Annotated in this window: 16 protein-coding genes and 1 pseudogene; 10 read left to right on the top strand and 7 right to left on the bottom strand. The window is 64.4% G+C overall.

Annotation, left to right across the window (positions count from 1 at the left end; translation table 11 throughout):
• The first annotated feature begins 334 nt into the window (after positions 1-334).
• Complete coding sequence (locus tag V8686_RS15515) at positions 335-1,516, top strand: M20 family metallopeptidase (RefSeq protein WP_379705916.1); 1,182 nt, start codon at positions 335-337, stop codon at positions 1,514-1,516.
• Between the two features lie 148 nt (positions 1,517-1,664).
• Here the strand turns inward: V8686_RS15515 and V8686_RS15510 are convergent, their stop codons facing one another.
• Positions 1,665-2,774 carry a HEAT repeat domain-containing protein gene (locus V8686_RS15510; protein WP_379705912.1) on the bottom strand — a complete coding sequence of 370 codons (1,110 nt, stop codon included), beginning with the start codon at positions 2,772-2,774 and terminating at the stop codon, positions 1,665-1,667.
• A 56-nt stretch (positions 2,775-2,830) separates the two neighbouring features.
• Positions 2,831-3,410, bottom strand: a pseudogene (locus tag V8686_RS15505) (IS6 family transposase).
• A gap of 192 nt (positions 3,411-3,602) precedes the next feature.
• Here V8686_RS15505 and V8686_RS15500 point away from each other — a divergent pair.
• The 3 genes from V8686_RS15500 to V8686_RS15490 all read left to right on the top strand — a co-directional run bounded on the left by V8686_RS15500 (position 3,603) and on the right by V8686_RS15490 (position 6,745).
• Positions 3,603-4,844 carry an MFS transporter gene (locus V8686_RS15500; protein WP_379705909.1) on the top strand — a complete coding sequence of 414 codons (1,242 nt, stop codon included), beginning with the start codon at positions 3,603-3,605 and terminating at the stop codon, positions 4,842-4,844.
• Positions 4,845-4,905: 61 nt separating this feature from the next.
• On the top strand, positions 4,906-5,805 hold the full coding sequence (locus V8686_RS15495; protein WP_379705906.1) for a dihydrodipicolinate synthase family protein: 900 nt from the start codon (positions 4,906-4,908) through the stop codon (positions 5,803-5,805).
• A gap of 100 nt (positions 5,806-5,905) precedes the next feature.
• The gene (locus tag V8686_RS15490) at positions 5,906-6,745 is read left to right on the top strand and encodes an aldo/keto reductase (protein WP_379705903.1); all 840 of its coding nucleotides are present in this window, start codon (positions 5,906-5,908) and stop codon (positions 6,743-6,745) included.
• A 40-nt stretch (positions 6,746-6,785) separates the two neighbouring features.
• On the opposite strand, the gene V8686_RS15485 is transcribed toward V8686_RS15490, so the two are convergent.
• The gene (locus tag V8686_RS15485; RefSeq protein WP_379705900.1) at positions 6,786-7,898 is read right to left on the bottom strand and encodes a mandelate racemase/muconate lactonizing enzyme family protein; all 1,113 of its coding nucleotides are present in this window, start codon (positions 7,896-7,898) and stop codon (positions 6,786-6,788) included.
• Between the two features lie 152 nt (positions 7,899-8,050).
• Between V8686_RS15485 and V8686_RS15480 the strand changes: the two genes are divergently transcribed.
• From V8686_RS15480 to V8686_RS15470, 3 genes are all read left to right on the top strand, one after another.
• Positions 8,051-8,869: an SDR family NAD(P)-dependent oxidoreductase gene (locus V8686_RS15480; RefSeq protein WP_379705897.1), complete on the top strand. Its 819-nt coding sequence runs from the start codon at positions 8,051-8,053 to the stop codon at positions 8,867-8,869.
• 190 nt (positions 8,870-9,059) lie between these two features.
• Complete coding sequence (locus V8686_RS15475; RefSeq protein ID WP_379705894.1) at positions 9,060-9,803, top strand: SDR family oxidoreductase; 744 nt, start codon at positions 9,060-9,062, stop codon at positions 9,801-9,803.
• A 41-nt stretch (positions 9,804-9,844) separates the two neighbouring features.
• Positions 9,845-11,017 (top strand): mandelate racemase family protein, encoded by a 1,173-nt coding sequence (locus tag V8686_RS15470; protein WP_379705891.1) that lies wholly within the window; start codon positions 9,845-9,847, stop codon positions 11,015-11,017.
• Positions 11,018-11,040: 23 nt separating this feature from the next.
• On the opposite strand, the gene V8686_RS15465 is transcribed toward V8686_RS15470, so the two are convergent.
• Positions 11,041-11,499: a universal stress protein gene (locus V8686_RS15465; protein WP_379705888.1), complete on the bottom strand. Its 459-nt coding sequence runs from the start codon at positions 11,497-11,499 to the stop codon at positions 11,041-11,043.
• A 112-nt stretch (positions 11,500-11,611) separates the two neighbouring features.
• On the opposite strand from V8686_RS15465, the gene V8686_RS15460 reads away from it, so the two are divergent.
• The 3 genes from V8686_RS15460 (at position 11,612) to V8686_RS15450 (ending at position 14,270) form a co-directional block, all read left to right on the top strand.
• A complete protein-coding gene (locus V8686_RS15460; protein ID WP_379705885.1) occupies positions 11,612-12,787 on the top strand; it encodes a mandelate racemase family protein in 1,176 nt (391 codons plus the stop codon).
• Between the two features lie 153 nt (positions 12,788-12,940).
• Positions 12,941-13,222, top strand: a complete 282-nt coding sequence (locus tag V8686_RS15455; RefSeq protein ID WP_379705882.1) for a hypothetical protein — start codon at positions 12,941-12,943, stop codon at positions 13,220-13,222.
• A gap of 1 nt (position 13,223) precedes the next feature.
• Positions 13,224-14,270, top strand: coding sequence for a hypothetical protein (locus V8686_RS15450; RefSeq protein ID WP_379705879.1), 1,047 nt, complete (start codon positions 13,224-13,226; stop codon positions 14,268-14,270).
• A 46-nt stretch (positions 14,271-14,316) separates the two neighbouring features.
• Here V8686_RS15450 and V8686_RS15445 read toward each other — a convergent pair whose 3' ends face one another.
• The 3 genes from V8686_RS15445 to V8686_RS15435 all read right to left on the bottom strand — a co-directional run bounded on the left by V8686_RS15445 (position 14,317) and on the right by V8686_RS15435 (position 17,378).
• Positions 14,317-15,483: an ABC transporter ATP-binding protein gene (locus V8686_RS15445; RefSeq protein ID WP_379705876.1), complete on the bottom strand. Its 1,167-nt coding sequence runs from the start codon at positions 15,481-15,483 to the stop codon at positions 14,317-14,319.
• A 105-nt stretch (positions 15,484-15,588) separates the two neighbouring features.
• On the bottom strand, positions 15,589-16,428 hold the full coding sequence (locus V8686_RS15440; protein WP_379705873.1) for a carbohydrate ABC transporter permease: 840 nt from the start codon (positions 16,426-16,428) through the stop codon (positions 15,589-15,591).
• 2 nt (positions 16,429-16,430) lie between these two features.
• The gene (locus V8686_RS15435) at positions 16,431-17,378 is read right to left on the bottom strand and encodes a carbohydrate ABC transporter permease (RefSeq protein ID WP_379705870.1); all 948 of its coding nucleotides are present in this window, start codon (positions 17,376-17,378) and stop codon (positions 16,431-16,433) included.
• Positions 17,379-17,452 lie beyond the last annotated feature (74 nt).

The following is a 17,452-nucleotide window of genomic DNA, read 5'->3' as shown; positions in this document are numbered from 1 at the left end:
CTGATAGAGCTGATACCGTGCTTTGGTGTCCTCGCTCCACTGCACGTCTTCAGTACTGGGCCTCCCGAAACGGACCTAGAATAACAAAACTAGGAGTGTGATTAGTTATCGGACCGACGGCGTGCGAGAACTGTTCACATATCGGGCGTTTGGAACTGACTGGGCCGATTCGTGGGTTTGCGTACCAATCACAAACGACCTTCGGTCATGACGAAGTAATCCCCGCCGATATCGGCGTTCCGAGTCGGCCGATTCGCGTCCCGTCTTCGTCGTACGGCTACGCAACTGCTCTCGGAGAAAGGTTTAATCCGCTTCGCGGTGTCCGCCAGTGTGCATGCCCAGAGAGCGAGCTAGTGGTACGGACAGCGAGTTGATCGAACTGGTTTCCGAGCTGGTCAAAATAGAATCCGAAAACCCTCCAGGAAACGAGAAACCGGTCGCCGAGTTCGTCGCGAACTGGTTCGACGGGGAAGGCATCGATGCGGAGGTCATCGAAAAGCCGTTCGAGGACCGCCCACAGGTCGTCGCACAGGTCGGCTCGGGTGACCCCACCCTCGTCCTGAACGGACATACCGACGTCTACCCGGCAGGCGACCGCTCCAGATGGGAACACGATCCGTACGGAGCGGAGATAGCGGACGGGAAACTCTACGGTCGCGGGAGCGTCGACATGAAACTCGGCCTGTCCCTCGCGATGCTCACCGCGAAGAACCTGAAACCGGAGATCGAGTCGGGTGGTCTCGACGGATCGATCATCGTCCACGCACCGATTGGACAGGAAACGGGGGACCCGGGGACGCTTGCACTCATCGAGGAAGGGTACGGAGGCGATTACGCCGTGGTGCTGGAACCGACTCGAATGGAGACGGTTACCTCGAACAAAGGGCTCGCGTGGTACGACATCACGGTCAACGGGGAGCCGGGACACTCCGCACGCCCCGATTCCGGTGTCAACGCCATCGAGGAGGCACACGCACTCGTCGGCCGCTTGCTGGAGTACGACGACGAACTGCGACAGCGTGAGCACGAACTGGTCGGGCCGGCCTATGCGAACCTCACACAGATCGAGGGGGGGCTGACGGGCAATATGATTCCGGAGAAGATGACGCTCCGTCTCGAGCGACGCTTCTTCCCCAACGAAACGGTCGACGAGATGGACGAGGAGGTCGGTGCTCTCCTCGAGGACGTCGCCTCGGAGTACGACCTCGACATCGAATGGGAGCGCGTGAGTTCGTACGAATCGACGGACGCTCCGACCAATTCCTACCCCGCGGAGGTATTCCGAAAACACTCCAGCGACGTTGCTGGCGTCTCGACGGAACCCGCTGGCCGTCCGTGGGCCGCCGACACGCGGTGGTTCATCAATCACACTGACGTGCCGGCGATCACGTGGGGACCCGGAGACAGCGCCCTATGCGGACGTTACGACGAGCACTTCGATATCGACGAGGCCGAAACGGGTCTGGACATCCTGCAGCGTGCGTCCCGCGAAATCCTCTCGACGTCCGACGACTAGGATCCTTCGCGTGTTCTCCCCGCGCCGAGACGGGAGCACGTCACCCGACGGCTGATCGACGGCAAGCATCTGTAACCGGCCTTCGGCGACGGTGACGTAGTTCGGCACAGTACTCCTCTGGGCGATAACTCGGCTTGCAGTCGATCCGTCATCGGTCGGCGGCCCTTCGACGCTCGGGATGTTCGAAGTCGAACTCCTTCGTACGAATCATCCCGAGGGTTTTCTCGATCGAGGGTCGATCCCCCCAGAACGTCCCGAAATAGGCGAACCGAACCGTCCCGCTCGGATCGACGACGATTGTTGCGGGTCGGTTGATGTACTCCGCGTGGACCGCGAACGCCAGTGGGTCGACGCCGAACGTCGCGCCGACGGCACCCGCGTGATCGAGTAAGTGGGGCCACCAGAGATCCCTCTCATACGTGTCTCGGAAGGAGTCCTCCGAGGACCAGTAGTCCGGTTCGAGTTCCATTCCGGCCATCACCCGTCCGCGGTAGCGGTCGTGACACTCGACAGTCACGATCGAGACGCCGGCATCGTCGAACTCCGTGCGTAGTTCGAGCAGTTCGTCGAACTCGCGGTGACACACCGGACACCAGTCCGCGAACACCCAGACGAGAACGAGCCACTCGCCTTCCGCCGCGAGAGCGGATCGTTCCCACTCGGTTCCCTCCGTGTCGGTCAGTCGGAACTCGGGGGCGGTGTCACCCGCGGATACCCGGTCGAACGTCTCCGGGTCGAGCCGCTGATACGCCGTCAGTAGCGCGTCGGTCGTGCCTTTCCCCTTCTCTATCCGATCGATAGCAATCCGGGCTCGGCGGCCGACGTCCCGGTCGTCGTCGTCGACGATATCCTCGAGCAGTCCGAGCGACTCGCTCGCTTCCAGCTGTCCGAGCGACAGCACTGCCTGGGCCCGGACCGGCCCGTTCGGATCCGTTCGAACGACGCGTTCGAGATCCCTGATGGCTCCCTCGTCACCGACGATGCCGCAGACCTTCGCACAGACGTAGCGGATCTGTGGGTCGTTATCACGCAGCGCTTGACGGACCTCGGTGCGTGACTCATCAGGCTTCCCGCCGCCGCTACAACGCCGAACGAGGTCCCGAACCGCGAGGAGACGAATCCGCCAGTCGGGATCGGACAGATCGGCGATACCGTCCTTCGCAAGTTCTCGGTCGACCGTGAAATTCCGCTCGTCGACCGGATGAAAATCGTGTTGCCGAATTCGGTTCAGGATGTCCCCGACGGTCGGATCGCCCATATTCGGTCAAGCACCGCCGATCACAAAATACCCTGGCACGGCTCGCGGGGTGCTGTTCAGATTAGTTGATTCCCTGCGACGGCGAACGATCGAAGCCACTCGTTTACAGTTTCTACTTCGGCGTTACTAAAACAATTCGAGAAACTGGTGGTTCTGTGTTTTCCCTCACGATAGACACGTTCGACGCTGTTCCGATTTCCGTGGCGTTCGTATCTGAAATCGAGACTGTGACGACGGCTCGCGTCGTTCAGCGGTGTTGTGCCATCGACGAGAAACACGGCGTGATCAACGTCGTGTTTCTCGCGCCTTCGTGGAAGAACGAGTATGTGATACCGTTTTTCTCGTCGGCTCAAGCGTTGTGTGAGGTAGTTCGTTCGTCTCTGGATCGACCGCGGCGTACAGCCAACATCGCTCGTCGTTGAGTCGGATCACGGGTTCATCGACCGCAACGTGAGTCGGGCTTCGACCGGCTTCGGGCTGTCACTCGGCCCTCTGCACCCCGTCGTGGACGGTGGAGTGTGCCCGTTCAACACCGAATCTCCCAAGAGTAGAGACAGTATTCGAAAGTGACAGTCCGACAAGATAGCACCGAATACTGAGCTCCATCAACAGCCGTGGTGTTTTCTCTCGTTCCACAACTCCTCACTCGACCCGGTCGATACGACCGTTGAGGCTATCGGGCAGAGACACTCAAAAAACGCACCGCCTCACCCTTGGTCCGTATCCGAACACCGCCCGTTTCGTGGCCGAGTCCGGCGGTGGGACGGTACCGGCCGGTGTTCCGGTTCCGGTACGCGTTTTGTACAGCCGTCACGAGGTCCAGTCAATATGAACCTCGCCCACGACGAGTTGCAGTTCTCCTCGCTCTATCTGACCCGATTCGCCGCCAGCTTCGGTTTCATGACCGTGCTGACGCTCCTTCCGGACTACATTTCCGCGCTCGGAGCGACCGGAGTGACCATCGGCGTCTTCATCGCGGCACTGGAACTCGCACGCACGGTCGGTATCGTGCCGCTGGGATGGGCCGGCGACCGGTACAGCAAACGAGCCCTCCTCGTCACCGCACTGGGAGTCAGCGTCCTCGCCTACCTCACCTTCGCCGGGGTGACGACCGTCGACGGATTCCTGACCGCACGGGTACTCCAGGGTCTCGGCCTCACCGGGACCGGTCTCTTGAGCCTCGCACTCGTCGGGGATCTGGCGCCGGCGGACCGCCGAGCCAACTACATCGGGAAGTACAACGCCTTCCGGATGGCTGCTGGCATCGCTGGCACGCTCGGAGCGGGTATTCTCTACGCGCTCACCGGCTTCTCCGTCGTGTTCGGACTCTTGACCGTGCTGTTGTCGCTCGCGGCGCTCGGCGTCTACCTGTTCGTCGACGACGACCAGACACGGATCACGACGTTCGCGTTCACCGACCTCGCAGTGAACCGTCGCATCCTGACGCTCACCAGCTTTCGTGCCCAGTACGCCGTGGCCGTCTCCCTCGTCCGCAAGTGGGTGCCGATCTTCGTCGGCGTCTCGGCCGCACAGGGTGGCCTCGCGTACGGCACGGTCGTCGTCGGCGCCGTACTGGCCGTCGAGAAGTTCACCAACATGCTGTGCCAGCCGATTGCCGGGCGATTCTCGGACCGTCGGGGTCGCGCCTTCTTCGTCTTCGTCGGGGGTGGGGCCTACGGTCTGGTCGCACTCGCGGTCCCGTTCGCACCCGCACTCGACGGGCTGGTCGGTCTCTCGCTCCCGATCGCGGGCGAGATCACGGGCGCCGTGCTCGTGGTCGTCCTCTTGAACGGGCTCCTGGGGGTGGCGGACGCGTTCCGTGAACCCGCCAGTATGGCGCTGTTCGCGGACGAGGGAAAGGACGAAGGCATCACCAGCAGTTTCGGTGTCCGGTCGCTGGTGTGGAAGCCCGGAAGCGTGCTCGCGCCGCTGGCCGGTGGGTGGGTGATGGGCCGATTCGGGATCGAGTGGGTGTTCTTCGCCGGCGGACTCGCCGCGCTGGCCGCCGCGGTGACGTTCTTCGGCGTCCTGTCGTGGCAACACGGCTCGCACGCCTTGCAGCAGTGGTGAGTCCGCCGCGCCGCCAGGACAACCTTTATTGTCGGCGCCCGGGTCGGGATAGGCGAACCTTATGACGGACGTACGAGGGATTGTACCCCCACTCCTGACCCCGTTCGACGAGGACGGCAGTATCGCCGAACAGCGACTCCGCGACCACGTCGACTTTCTGATTGACGCGGGCGTTCACGGTCTCTTTCCCGGCGCCTCCATCGGCGAACTGTCGAATCTGAACACCGACGAACTCGAGCGGGTGACGACTCTCGTCGTCGAGCAGGCGGCCGGTGAAGTCCCGGTCTACGCCGGCGTCGGCGCCAGCGGCACGCTCGAGGCCGTCGAACGGACGAAGCGAGCGGACGCCGCCGGCGCCGACGTTCTCATCGCCATCACGCCGTACTTCCTCGAAACGGATCAGGCCGGCCTGTACGACCACTACACTCGCATCGCGGACGCGACCGACCTGCCGATCCTCCTCTATCACCTCCCCTCCATGACGGGGCAGACGCTCGACGTCGACACCGTCAGCGAACTAGCCACGGACGTCGACACCGTGGTCGGCCTGAAAGACAGTAGCGGTGACCTCACCTGGGGATCCCGGGTCGTGGCGAACACCCCGGACGACTTCGCCTACCTCCAGGGGCTCGGCTCCTTGCTCCTGCCCAGCCTCGTCCTGGGAGCGGACGGGGGCGTCACCGGGACGGCGAACGTCGCGCCGGACCCCCTCCTCGCGGTGTACGACGCCTACCGGGACGGCGAACTCGACCGGGCCCGCTCGGTGCAGGTCGAGGAGGTCACGCCGCTCGCGAACGCGCTCATGGGCGGGACGTTCCCCGCCGGGTTCAAGGAGGCCGCTCGGCTGGCCGGCCGGGACCTCGGCGTGCCACGACCACCGGTTCAGGGGTTCTCCGAGGCGGAACGCGCGTCGCTCCGCGACACCATGGACTCGTTGGGTCACCTCGCACCGGATCGATAACGGGCCGCCGGCGCGTCGCGGCACCCGGTCCCCGTTCGGGCGGCGATAGCTCGACGGCGCCCCCGTGAATTATTGCCTCCGAACGTGAGGGTTCGGACGAATGTCCGTGCCAACCGTGACGCTGCCGAGTGGAGACGAACTGCCGACCGTCGGTCTCGGGACTTGGGACCTCGACGACGACACCGTCCGCGACTCCGTGCGCATCGCCCTCGACGGCGATTACGCCCACGTCGACACGGCCGAGGGCTACCACAACGAGGGGGCTATCGGCGACGCGTTGACCGACTACGACCGCGACGACCTGTTTCTCACCTCGAAGGTCCTTCCCAAGAACCTGAACTACGGGAGCGTCGTTCGGGCCTGCGAGCGTTCCCTCGACCGACTCGGGACGGACTATCTCGACCTGTATCTGATTCACTGGCCGAACCCCGCCATCTCACTGCGTGAGACGCTGGACGCGATGGAGACGCTCTACGACCGAGGAAAGATTCGAAACGTCGGCGTGTCGAATTTCGACGGCTACCAGCTCAGTAACGCCCTGCACATCAGCGACGTGCCCATCGCCGTCAACCAAATCGAGTTCAACCCCCAGTTCCAGCGCACCGACCTCGTCGAGTACTGTCACTCCGAGGGCGTCGCCGTGGAGGCCGCCGCCCCGCTGGCGCGGACGGCGGTCCTCGGTAACGACACCGTCCGAGAACTCGCCGACGAGTACGACAAGACGCCCGCCCAGATCGTGCTCCGGTGGGCCGTCGAGAAGGATGTCGTCGTCCTCCCCAAGTCCAGTTCGGCCACCCACGTCGCGGAGAATATCGACCTCTTCGGGTGGGAACTGGCGCCCGAAGACCACCGTCGTCTCGACGAACTCGACCGAAACGAGCCGGTCTACGATACGCTCACGCGGGACTGGTCCCGGGACGTGTACGGCGTTCCGGAGTAACCCTCGCGGCGTCGACGATCCGCGCCGGCGCGTGGGCCGGCTATCGCTTCTCGACCGCCCGCTTCTCCCAGTCCTTCTCGAAGAGGTTGATCGTGTGGACTTTGTCCTCGGTGTAGGCGTGTTCTTCGACGACGTCGTGGTTGAGTTCGATGCCGAAGCCCGGGCCCTCCGGCACGTGGACGTAGCCGTCCTCGACTTCGAGCGGGTCCACGAGCAGGTTGTCGACCCAGTCCACGTCGTAGGTCTGGAACATCTCCTGGATCATGAAGTTCGGCGTCGACGTACAGAAGTGTGAGTAGATGGCCCCTGCGACCGGTCCTTGCGGGTTGTGTGGGGCGATACTGACGTGGTCGGCCTCCGCCAGCCCGGCGATTTTCTTGCCGTCGGTGATCCCGCCGGTGTTCATCAGGTCCGGCTGGAAGACGTCGACGTCCGTTCGCGTGACGAGGTCGAAGAAGTCGTGTTTCGTCATGTGGCGCTCCCCGGTCGCTACCGGAATCGGGGACTTGTCGGCCACCTCGGCGAGACTACTGATCGAGTCCGGCGGGCACGGCTCCTCGAACCACGTCGGCTCGAACTCGTCGAGTTTCCGCGCGATGTCGACTGCCTGCCCCGCGGTGAAGCGGCCGTGACATTCGATGAGCAGGTCGACGTCCGGACCGACCGCCTCGCGAACCGCGCGGACGATGTCGACCGAGTGGTTGAGGTCCTTCTTCGACATACGTTGCCACGCCGTCCCGAACGGATCGAACTTCATCGCGTCGTAGCCGTCGTCGACGACCCGTTCGGCCGCCTCGGCGAAGCCCTCGGGGTCACCCTCCGTGTCGGTGTACCACCCGTTGGCGTAGGCTCGAAGCCGGTCGCCGTGAACGTTGCCGCCGAGCAGTTCGTAGACCGGCTTGTCGAGGAGTTTTCCCTTGATGTCCCAGCAGGCGATGTCGACGGCCGAACAGACCGTCGTGTTCACGACGCCCTTCGAGAACCACTCGTCCCGGTACATCTCCAGCCAGATCTGCTCGGTGTCGAAGGGGTCCTTGCCAACGAAGTAGTCCGACATCTCCTCGATGGCCTTGGCGATGGTCCGTGGCTTGTCGTGGGTCGTCGCCTCGGCGATACCCGTGACCCCGGCGTCCGTCTCGACTTCCACGAACACCCACGGTTTCCACGGGTTCGCGACCAAATACGTCTCTACTCCGGAAATCTTCACGTCAGACATGTGCCTACCCCTGCATAATGGATATTATTAACAGTACCGGTGAGTGGTGACGACGCGGCGACGTCGTCCGGGAATCGACGCGAACGTATATGGCGGTCGGTGCGTATCGAGTAGCCGTGTCCGACGAACAATCCACTCCCGCGGCTGTCGACTACGAACCGATCAGTGCCGAGGGATCGACGGTCGTCGTCGTTGGCGGAACGAGCGGTATCGGCCGGGCCATCTCCCTCGCCTTCGCCACCGAAGGTGCGAACGTCGTCCCGACGAGTCGGTCCGAAGAGCGCGTCGACGAGACTGCCGAGGCGGTCCGCGAACGTGGCGGCGAGGCCCTGGCGGTCACCTGTGACGTGACCGACCGCGAATCGCTGGACGCCCTCGCGGACGCGGCCGTCGAGCGCTTCGGTACCGTCGACACCCTTGTCAACTCGCCCGGCGCCATCGCCCGTGCCGCCGTCTCCGACGTGACCGACGACGAGTGGGACCGGGTACTCGACGTCCAACTGACAGGCGTCCATCGGACGGTACAGACGTTCGTCACCCGAACCGACGTCGAGAGCGTCGTCAACATCGCGTCGCTCTCTGCCCTCCTCGGCATCGAGAATCTGGCCGCCTACTCGGCGGCCAAGGGTGGCATCGACGGGTACACGCACGCGGCGGCCAAGGATCTGGGTCCCGACGTGCGCGTCAACGCCGTCCGGCCGGGATTCGTCTCCACCCCACAGACGGCGGACGCCTACGCCGAGGGGAGCCACCGGTACGAACGCATCCTCGACCGGGCCTCGATCGGACGCATCGGTCGGCCAGAGGACATCGCCGGCGCCGTCGTCTACCTCTCCAGCCCCGCCGCGTCGTACGTCACCGGCGAGACCATCACCGTCGACGGCGGCTTCACGCCGAGTGCGTTCTGACGCGGACTACCGGCTCTCGCGGCGACGGCACGTCACATCGACGGGCCGACGCGCGTGATGACGGTGTCTCTCACGAGCCTGTTCGTCGTCGTCGATAGCCGTGCGCCGGCAGACTGCTCCGGGTTCAGCGCCGGGGATCGGAGTCCGTCGCCGGGCACACTTTTAATGTAGTCGCCCGAGAGCGTCCGCCATGGATACCGATGCTCTCGACGACAGGATCGCGTTCGTCACCGGTGCGACCTCCGGAATCGGCCGGGCGGCAGCCCTTCGACTCGCCGACGCGGGCGCCCACGTCGCCCTCGCCTCGCGTCGCGAAGATCGACTCGAAGCCGTCGCCGACGAGATTAGAACCGAACACGGGCGCGAGGCGCTGGTCCTGCCGACGGACGTTCGCGAACCGGAGCAGGTCCGGTCGGCGGTGACCGAGACGGCCGACACCTTCGGCGGTATCGACGTCGTCGTCGCCAACGCGGGTCTCGGCGTCGACAAGGACGTCGAATCCCTCTCCATCGAGGAGTACGAACTGATGACCGACGTGAACGTCAACGGGATGTTCTACACCGCCAAGGCGGCGCTGCCGCATCTGAAGGCGTCCTCGGGGAATCTCGTCTTCCTCGGGAGCTTCTCCGGACAGCACCCGCGACCCTACAACCCGGTGTACGCCGCGACGAAGTGGTGGACGCGCGGGTTCGCACTGAGCCTCGAAGGTGCCGTCGGGGACGACGGCGTCGCCGTCAGCGTCGTCAACCCCACCGAGGTGCGGACGGAGTTCGGCTCGGAGACCGACGATCCACTCAAGGAGCGCTTCGATCCGGGCGAGGTGACCGAACCCGAAGACGTGGCCGAGGCCATCGCGTTCGCGGCGACACAGCGCCCGCCGAACACCGTGAGCGAACTCAACCTCTATCGCCGCGACAAGTTCTCGCACTTCTAGCCGTCCAGCAACTTTATGTCGCTGTCCCGGAATCACGGGATATGCCACCCACGATCACCCGGATCGAGAGCACGGAGTTCTCGTATCCGTTGGAGGACGTCGGACAGAATCCGGACGGCTTCAGCCTCGTCTACGACCCGGGCGAGACCACCCACCGAAAGCTGTTCGCGCTGCAAATTCACACGGACGAGGGGATCACCGGCGAGTACGTCGGCGGGAGTTCCCCGGGTGCCGCCCAGATCAACACGTTCGCGGACTACCTCGTCGGGAAGAACCCCCTCGAACGCGAGAAACACTGGTCCGAGATCAAGCGCGCCCTCCGGAAGTACGACCGGATGGGGATGGGTCCCATCGACATCGCGCTGTGGGACTTCGCGGGCAAGTACTACGACGCGCCGATTCACGAGTTGCTCGGCACCTACCGGGACCGCCTCCCGGCCTACGCCTCGACGTACGAAGCCGACGAGAACGGCGGCCTGGACTCCGCCGAGGCCTACGCGGACTTCGCCGAGGAGTGTCTGGAGATGGGCTACCCCGCGTTCAAGATGCACGTCTGGGGGTCCGACGAGTGGCGCGACATCGACCGGGAAATCGAGACGGTTCGAACGCTCGGTGACCGCGTCGGTTCGGAGATGGACCTCATGCTCGACCCGGCCTGTCAGTACGAGACGTTCGCGGACGCGCTGAAAGTCGGCCGTGCGTGCGACGAGGCGGGCTTCCTCTGGTACGAGGACCCCTACCGCGACGGCGGCATCTCACAGCACGCCCACCGAAAACTCCGGGAGAAACTCGACACGCCGATCCTCCAGACCGAACACGTGCGGGGACTGGAGCCCCACTCAGACTTCGTGCAGGCGGACGCGACGGACTTCGTCCGCGCGGACCCCGAGTACGACGCGGGCATCACGGGCGCGATGAAAATCGCCCGCATGACAGAGGCGTTCGGTCTCGACGTCGAGTTCCACGCCCCCGGGCCGGCACAGCGACACTGCATGGCCGCGACGCGCAACACGAACTACTACGAACTCGCCCTGGTCCACCCGGAGGTCGACAACCCAATTCCACCCGTCTACGAGGGCGGGTACTCGGACATGATCGACACAATCGACGACGACGGCACCGTGGCGGTTCCGGACGGTCCCGGACTGGGCGTCGAGTACGACTGGGACTACATCGAGGACAACGCGACGGGATCGGTTCACGTCTACGAGTGACGCGATAACCGGCCTCGGACCGCTCAGTCTTTCGCTTTCACGAACGTGACCGGGCACGGCGAGTTCAACAGCACGTCCTGTGCCGTACTACCGAACACCGCCTTGCCGACTCGCGACCGCGTCCGGCCGGAGACGACGACACGGTCGCTCTTCGTCGCCTCGGCGATGTCGATGATGCCGTCGCTGATGTCGCCGACGACGCCTTTGACCGCGTAGTCGACGCCGTGGTCGGCGAAGAGCCGTTCGAAGTGCCGGACCGACTCGTGTCGCTCCAACACCTCGTCGACTTCCGTCTCGGCGAGGTCCGGCATGCCGAGTTCGTCGGCGATTTCGCGGAACTGCTCGGGTGTGAAGACGTGCGTGATCACGACCGTCGCATCGGCCGGCTTCGCGACCTGGAGGACCGCCTCCCCCAGTTCGTCGAGGCGGTTCTTGTCGTTCGGGCCGACGGTGAGGAGTATCGTTTCCAAGGGATCGAACATCGACAGTCCCTACGCGGATGGAGGGGAAAAATACTACCGCCACTCGGTCGATCCGCGGACGGCCCCGTCCCGTGCAGCCATACTTATTACCCGGTGTCCGGACTCTGGATGTATGGCGTTGACCATCACGAAAATAGAGAGCCGTGAGTTCGAGTACCCGCTCGAGGACGTCGGGACCGACGAACACGGGTTCAACCTCGTGTACGATCCGGGAGAAACGACCCACCGGAAGCTGTTCGGTCTGCGGATTCACACGGACGAGGGGATCACCGGCGAGTACGTCGGCGGGAACTCCCCGGGCGCCGCCCAGATCAACATCATCGCCCCGTATCTCGTCGGGAAGAACCCCCTCGAACGCGAGAAACACTGGTCTGAGATCAAGCGCGCCCTCCGGAAGTACGACCGGATGGGGATGGGTCCCATCGACATCGCGCTGTGGGATCTCGCGGGCAAGTACTACGACGCGCCGATTCACGAACTGCTCGGCACCTACCGGGACCGCATCCCGGCCTACGCCTCGACGTATCACGGCGACGACGCCGGGGGTCTCGACTCGCCGGCGGCGTTCGCTGACTTCGCCGAGGAGTGTCGAGATGCCGGCTTCGACGGCTTCAAAATCCACGGGTGGGGCGGCGGCGACGACTCCCGTGACCTGCGCCGCGAAATCGAGGCCGTCCACGCCGTCGGTGACCGCGCCGGCTCGGAGATGGACCTCATGCACGACCCGGCCTGCGAACTGGAGACGTTCGCGGACGCGCTGAAACTCGGGCGCGCGCTCGACGAGGAGGGCTTCTTCTGGTACGAGGACCCGTTCCGTGACGCGGGCATCTCACAGCACGCCCACCGCAAACTCCGGGAGAAACTCGACACGTCGATCCTCCAGACCGAACACGTGCGGGGACTGGAGATGAAATCTGACTTCGCTGCCGCCGACGCGACGGACTTCCTGCGCGCCGATCCCGAGTACGATGCGGGCATCACGGGCGCGATGAAGGTGGCTCGGATGGCCGAGGCGTTCGGTCTCGACGTCGAGTTCCACGCCCCCGGACCGGCACAGCGACACTGCATCGCGGCCACCCGGAACACCAACTACTACGAACTCGCTCTGGTCCACCCCGAGTGCCAGAACACCCAACCACCCGTCTACGAAGGCGGGTACTCGGATATGATGGACGCCGTCGACGCGGACGGGACGGTTCCCGTCCCGGACGGTCCCGGACTGGGCGTCGAGTACGACTGGGACTACATCGAGGACAACGCGACGGGGTCGCTTCACGTCTACGAGTGACCCTCCCCTACGTGGCGACCGGCCCGACCCGGTCGTCGTTCCCGCCGTCGGCGGCCCCGACGAGCGACCCGGCCGTGGTGGGTACGTGCCGCCGCCCACCCTGGGGAACCGGGGACGATGTATTTATCTACCTCGCGGGCCGACGTTCACCGTATGACGGTCGGACCCGACGCCGTCCACGAACTCATCGTCGAGTCCGGGTGGTCCTATCCGGTGACTTCGCGACGTCTGGAGCGGAACATGCCGTTGGAGAACATCACCCTCGACGAGGATGGGAACTCGATGATGCTGGCGGAGTTCCTCCAGCAGGCCGACGTGGAGCGGTTCGAGAGTCGCGAGGACCTCGAGCGAAAGCTCCGTCCCGTCTGCGAAGCGGAGATCGAGGCCCGACGGACGACCCTTCTCGGGCGTCTCAAACGGACGTTCTTCGGCTAACATGAACAAGCTTCGGACGGTCGCCTGGGGCGGCGGCGGGTTCTCGATCCTGCTCGCCGCGTGGGCGACGATACACTACGGCGGATCGCCCGTTCGGTTCCTGCCGACGGTTGCGCTCGGCGTCGTCGCGGCGACGCTTCCCTTCGGTATCGCGTACACGAAGCGCGCGATCACGTCGGTCCGCCGGCGACTCGCCGACGTCGACGAGGGGATCAGCGCCGAGAAGGGTTCGATCTTCGTCTCGACGGCGACCGTCGACGACCCCGTCGACTGCCTCGAGTCGATCCTCCCGGCGATTCGGTCCGACGACAACTACGACGAGGTGACACGCGAATCGTTCCAGGAGGGCCCTGGCTTGATGGTGCTGTACGGTGGGTTCCACAACGCCTTCGTTCGGATCACCGGAGCGGGGCGCGTCGTCGTGACCGGCGCCTCCGAACACACGCACGACCTCGCGGACACCGTCAGCGAGGCGTACGCCCTCTCCTTCGAACGCACCCGGAACAACCCATTCAAGGAACTGAAGCCGGTCCAGGGTGCGTCGCGCGTGTTCCTCGGCGTCGTCGTAGTGACGTTGCTTCTGGGGGGAACCGTCGCCGCCGGGGGCGCCGCGTATCCCTCGGACGCGTACAACCCGGCCGAGCGAACGGTCTTGGTCGGTATCGACGCCAGGGGGGACTTCGACCCCGGCGTCAGCCGCACCGACACGCAGTTGTCGAAGGCGGCGTTCCTCGTCGCCATCGTCGACGAGGGGTCACAGGAGGTCAAGTGGGCACAGAACGACAGCGAACTCGTCACGGACCACGGACGGCAGGCGCTACAGGTCTCCCGCGACGCGCGGGCGCTCCTGACGGCCGTCCGGGACGAACCGCTCACCCCGGCCCAGGCGGACCGCGCCGACCGCCTGGACCGACGGCTCGTCGAGGCACGCGAATCCGTCGCGACGGCGCTGACTGCACGGGCAGAGAGCGGGTCGATAAACGAGACGGCCGAGATGCGTCGGGTCGTGGAGCAACTGCGAGCCGATCCTGACGCCGCGTCCGCATAACAAGATCGTCGTTCACTGTGCCGTCCACCGGGGACGGCGATGCCGATCAGTCAGCCGTCGTATCGGACTGCTCGGCGGTCGCCGTGACGTCGGCGTCGGGGTAGCCGTGAACGAGCGCCTCGCCCGACGCGCTGTCGAACAGGTGGACGTCGTCCTCGTCGAAGGTGAGCCTGACCGTTTCGCCCTCCGTCGGTTCGACTTCCGATGGGGCGCGGATCCGGAACTCGTTCCCCGCGAGGTCGAGATAGATGAAGTTGTCCGAGCCGACGATCTCGACGACGTCGACGGTCGTCTCGATGCTCTTCCCCACGGGCGCGTCGGGGTCGATCCGGACGTTCTCGGGTCGAATCCCGAACACGACCTCCGACACCGACTGATCGAGCGACTGGAGCAGCCGACTGCTCACGCCGTAGTCGAAGTCCTCCCCCACGAGTCGCCCGGAGCCGTCCGCCTCGCGCTCCAGTTCGACGTCGACGAAGTTCATGGACGGAGAGCCGATGAAGTTCGCGACGAACTTGTTTACGGGTTCGTGGTACACTTCCTTCGGCTCGCCGATCTGCTGGAGGGTCCCCTGATCGAGGATCACGATGCGGTCGGCCATCGTCATCGCTTCTTCCTGGTCGTGGGTGACGTAGACGGTCGTGATCCCGACCTCCGAGTGGATGCGGGAGAGTTCGGTCCGCATGTGCTTGCGGAGCTTCGCGTCGAGGTTCGAGAGCGGTTCGTCGAACAGGAACAGGGATGGCTCCCGAACGATCGCTCGTCCCGTCGCGACGCGCTGTTGTTGGCCGCCGGACAGTGACGACGGCTTCTTGTCGAGCAGGTCCTCGATACCCATCATCTCGGCGGCCTCCTGGACGCGGCGATCGATCTCCTCGTCGTCGAGGTCGGTGCTCAGATGCAGGCCGTAGGCCATGTTCTGTCGCACCGTCTTGTGCGGGTACAGCGCGTACGACTGGAACACCATCGCGATGTCCCGGTCTTTGGGCGACTTCTCGTTGATGCGTTCGCCGGCCAGTCGGATCTCGCCGTCGGTGACGGTCTCCAGGCCAGCGATCATGCGGAGCGTCGTCGACTTCCCACAGCCGGAGGGGCCGACGACGACGATGAACTCCCCGTCTTTGATGTCCAGGTCGAGCTCTTCGACCGCGACGATGGTCTCTGCGCTTGTGTCGAATACTTTCGTTACGTCGTCTAGTTCGAGGCGTGCCATGTTAGTAGGTCCCAGGTTCGATGTCCCTGCATTTATTATTTGGCTCTCGGTTCGTCGTGAATCGCTCGCTCGGGAGGACGGGCCACCGCGGCGGCCCGAACCGCGTTATCCCGGCGTCCCTCCCAGCCCTTCGCCGACGTATCGGCGGGACAGGCCGTAGAATATCACGGGCGGTGCGACGAGCAAGACGAGCGAGGCCATCAGCACGTTCCACTCCCGGAGCACGTCGCTGCCGAGGATGTAGTAGATGGCCACGGTCGCCGTCCGGACCTCCTCGTCGGTCGTCAGGACGAACACCCAGAGGAAGTTGTTCCACGCGGTCAGGAAGGCAAAGAGCGCCGCCGCCGCCACTGCGGGCAGACTCAGGGGCAACACGATCCTGAGGAAGGCCGTGAGTTCGTTGTGGCCGTCGATGAGTGCCGCCTCCTCGATGCTCTCGGGGATGCCCTGTCGGAAGAACCCCTGGAGCAACCAGATGTTCTGGGGCAGGACGAAAATCGAGAGGGCGATGATCACGCCTACCAGAGTGTTCACCAGATCGAGGAAGTAGAACACCTCGTACACCGGGATGGTCAGTACGATCCACGGGAACATGATCGTGAACACGGCGGTGTAGAACAGCGCCTTCCGTCCCGGGAAGTCGAGCCGCGCGAAGGCGTAGGCCCCGGGAATCGCGAAGAACAGCGAGATGATCGTCGCCGCCACGGAGACGATGATGCTATTCCGGAAGAACGTCACGAAGGCGAACCGATCCCAAATCTGGGTGTACGATTCGAGCGTGAGCTGTCCGAACGCCGGGATGAATCCCGTATCCGGACTGATCGCGGCGATGTTCGTCAGGAACGAGGTTCGGATCACCCAGTAGTACGGGACGATGGCGAACAGCGCGAACGCGACGATGCCAGCATACAGGAGCGCGCGGCTTCGTTTGTTGTCGTTGAGCATTGTTAGACGTACAGGTTCTCCTCTTCGCTGATCGCCTTCACGTAGATGACGGCGGCGGTCATCGACAGCAGGACCATCGCCATCCCGACCGTGTACGCACGGGCGAAGTTGTTGTTGACGAACGCGACGCGGTAGGTGAGGATGCTGAGGAGCATCGTCCTCGTCCCCGGTCCGCCACCGGTCAGCGCGAACGGCTGGGAGAACTCGGCGATGTTCCAGGCGGTCCGCAGCGAGAGGATGACGATGGTCGGGATCAGCAGCCGCGGCACCGTCACGTCACGGAACCGCTGGAGGCGGTTGGCGCCCGACTGTGCGGCCGCTTCGTACTGCTCACTCGGGATGCTCGCGATGGCCGCCGCGTAGATGATCGCCGAGTAGGCGTAGTCGTGCCACGTCTGCGCGACGATCAGCGAGATGAACGGCCAGATGCCGGTCGCGAGGAAGGCTGGGGCGTCGACGCCGAACACGGCGAACGCCTTGGCCATGAAGCCGAAGCTGTTGTCGAGGAACCACATCCAGATCACACCACCGGCCAGCGGCGCGGCGAAGTACGGCGACATGATCAGGGCGCCGATCCAGTCTTTGGCCGCGTCGCCCAGTTCGTTCAACAGCAGTGCGGCAATCAACCCGAGACCCAACTGGAGGAACGTCGTCCCGGCGACGAACGCGATCGACCAGCCGAACGCGTAGACGAACAGATCGTTCGTCACGAGCCACTGGTAGTTCGCGAGGCCGATGAACTGACCGGGCTCACCCAGGCGGGTGTCGGTGAATGTCATCGTCACGCCACGGACCATCGGGTAGTAAAACAGTGCCGTGAACGCGAGGAACGTCGGTATGATGAAGACGTATCCCGTCCAGTTTTCGCGGAGTCGATCCATGAGCGTCCGCTCGTCGAGTCCGTATTGCTCACGGATTTCCTCCCGGGACCGTCCCTGTTTCTGTGCCATGGTATCACCCATCAATATTAGGGTGAATAAACCTTTCCGTCCGCACCGACGAGTCCCGTCGGATCGTCGAAACG

The sequence above is a fragment of the Haloplanus litoreus genome, from assembly GCF_045690335.1.
GTDB lineage: Archaea > Halobacteriota > Halobacteria > Halobacteriales > Haloferacaceae > Haloplanus > Haloplanus litoreus.
This window is presented reverse-complemented; position numbering and strand designations above follow the sequence as displayed.

What these genes read in the sequence shown, in the direction of transcription:
- V8686_RS15515 (WP_379705916.1), top strand. Translation starts at nt 335, where the DNA reads ATGCCCAGAGAGCGAGCTAGTGGTACGGACAGCGAGTTGATCGAACTG.
- V8686_RS15510 (WP_379705912.1), bottom strand. Translation starts at nt 2,774, where the DNA reads ATGGGCGATCCGACCGTCGGGGACATCCTGAACCGAATTCGGCAACAC.
- V8686_RS15500 (WP_379705909.1), top strand. Translation starts at nt 3,603, where the DNA reads ATGAACCTCGCCCACGACGAGTTGCAGTTCTCCTCGCTCTATCTGACC.
- V8686_RS15495 (WP_379705906.1), top strand. Translation starts at nt 4,906, where the DNA reads ATGACGGACGTACGAGGGATTGTACCCCCACTCCTGACCCCGTTCGAC.
- V8686_RS15490 (WP_379705903.1), top strand. Translation starts at nt 5,906, where the DNA reads ATGTCCGTGCCAACCGTGACGCTGCCGAGTGGAGACGAACTGCCGACC.
- V8686_RS15480 (WP_379705897.1), top strand. Translation starts at nt 8,051, where the DNA reads ATGGCGGTCGGTGCGTATCGAGTAGCCGTGTCCGACGAACAATCCACT.
- V8686_RS15475 (WP_379705894.1), top strand. Translation starts at nt 9,060, where the DNA reads ATGGATACCGATGCTCTCGACGACAGGATCGCGTTCGTCACCGGTGCG.
- V8686_RS15470 (WP_379705891.1), top strand. Translation starts at nt 9,845, where the DNA reads ATGCCACCCACGATCACCCGGATCGAGAGCACGGAGTTCTCGTATCCG.
- V8686_RS15465 (WP_379705888.1), bottom strand. Translation starts at nt 11,499, where the DNA reads ATGTTCGATCCCTTGGAAACGATACTCCTCACCGTCGGCCCGAACGAC.
- V8686_RS15460 (WP_379705885.1), top strand. Translation starts at nt 11,612, where the DNA reads ATGGCGTTGACCATCACGAAAATAGAGAGCCGTGAGTTCGAGTACCCG.
- V8686_RS15455 (WP_379705882.1), top strand. Translation starts at nt 12,941, where the DNA reads ATGACGGTCGGACCCGACGCCGTCCACGAACTCATCGTCGAGTCCGGG.
- V8686_RS15450 (WP_379705879.1), top strand. Translation starts at nt 13,224, where the DNA reads ATGAACAAGCTTCGGACGGTCGCCTGGGGCGGCGGCGGGTTCTCGATC.
- V8686_RS15445 (WP_379705876.1), bottom strand. Translation starts at nt 15,483, where the DNA reads ATGGCACGCCTCGAACTAGACGACGTAACGAAAGTATTCGACACAAGC.
- V8686_RS15440 (WP_379705873.1), bottom strand. Translation starts at nt 16,428, where the DNA reads ATGCTCAACGACAACAAACGAAGCCGCGCGCTCCTGTATGCTGGCATC.
- V8686_RS15435 (WP_379705870.1), bottom strand. Translation starts at nt 17,378, where the DNA reads ATGGCACAGAAACAGGGACGGTCCCGGGAGGAAATCCGTGAGCAATAC.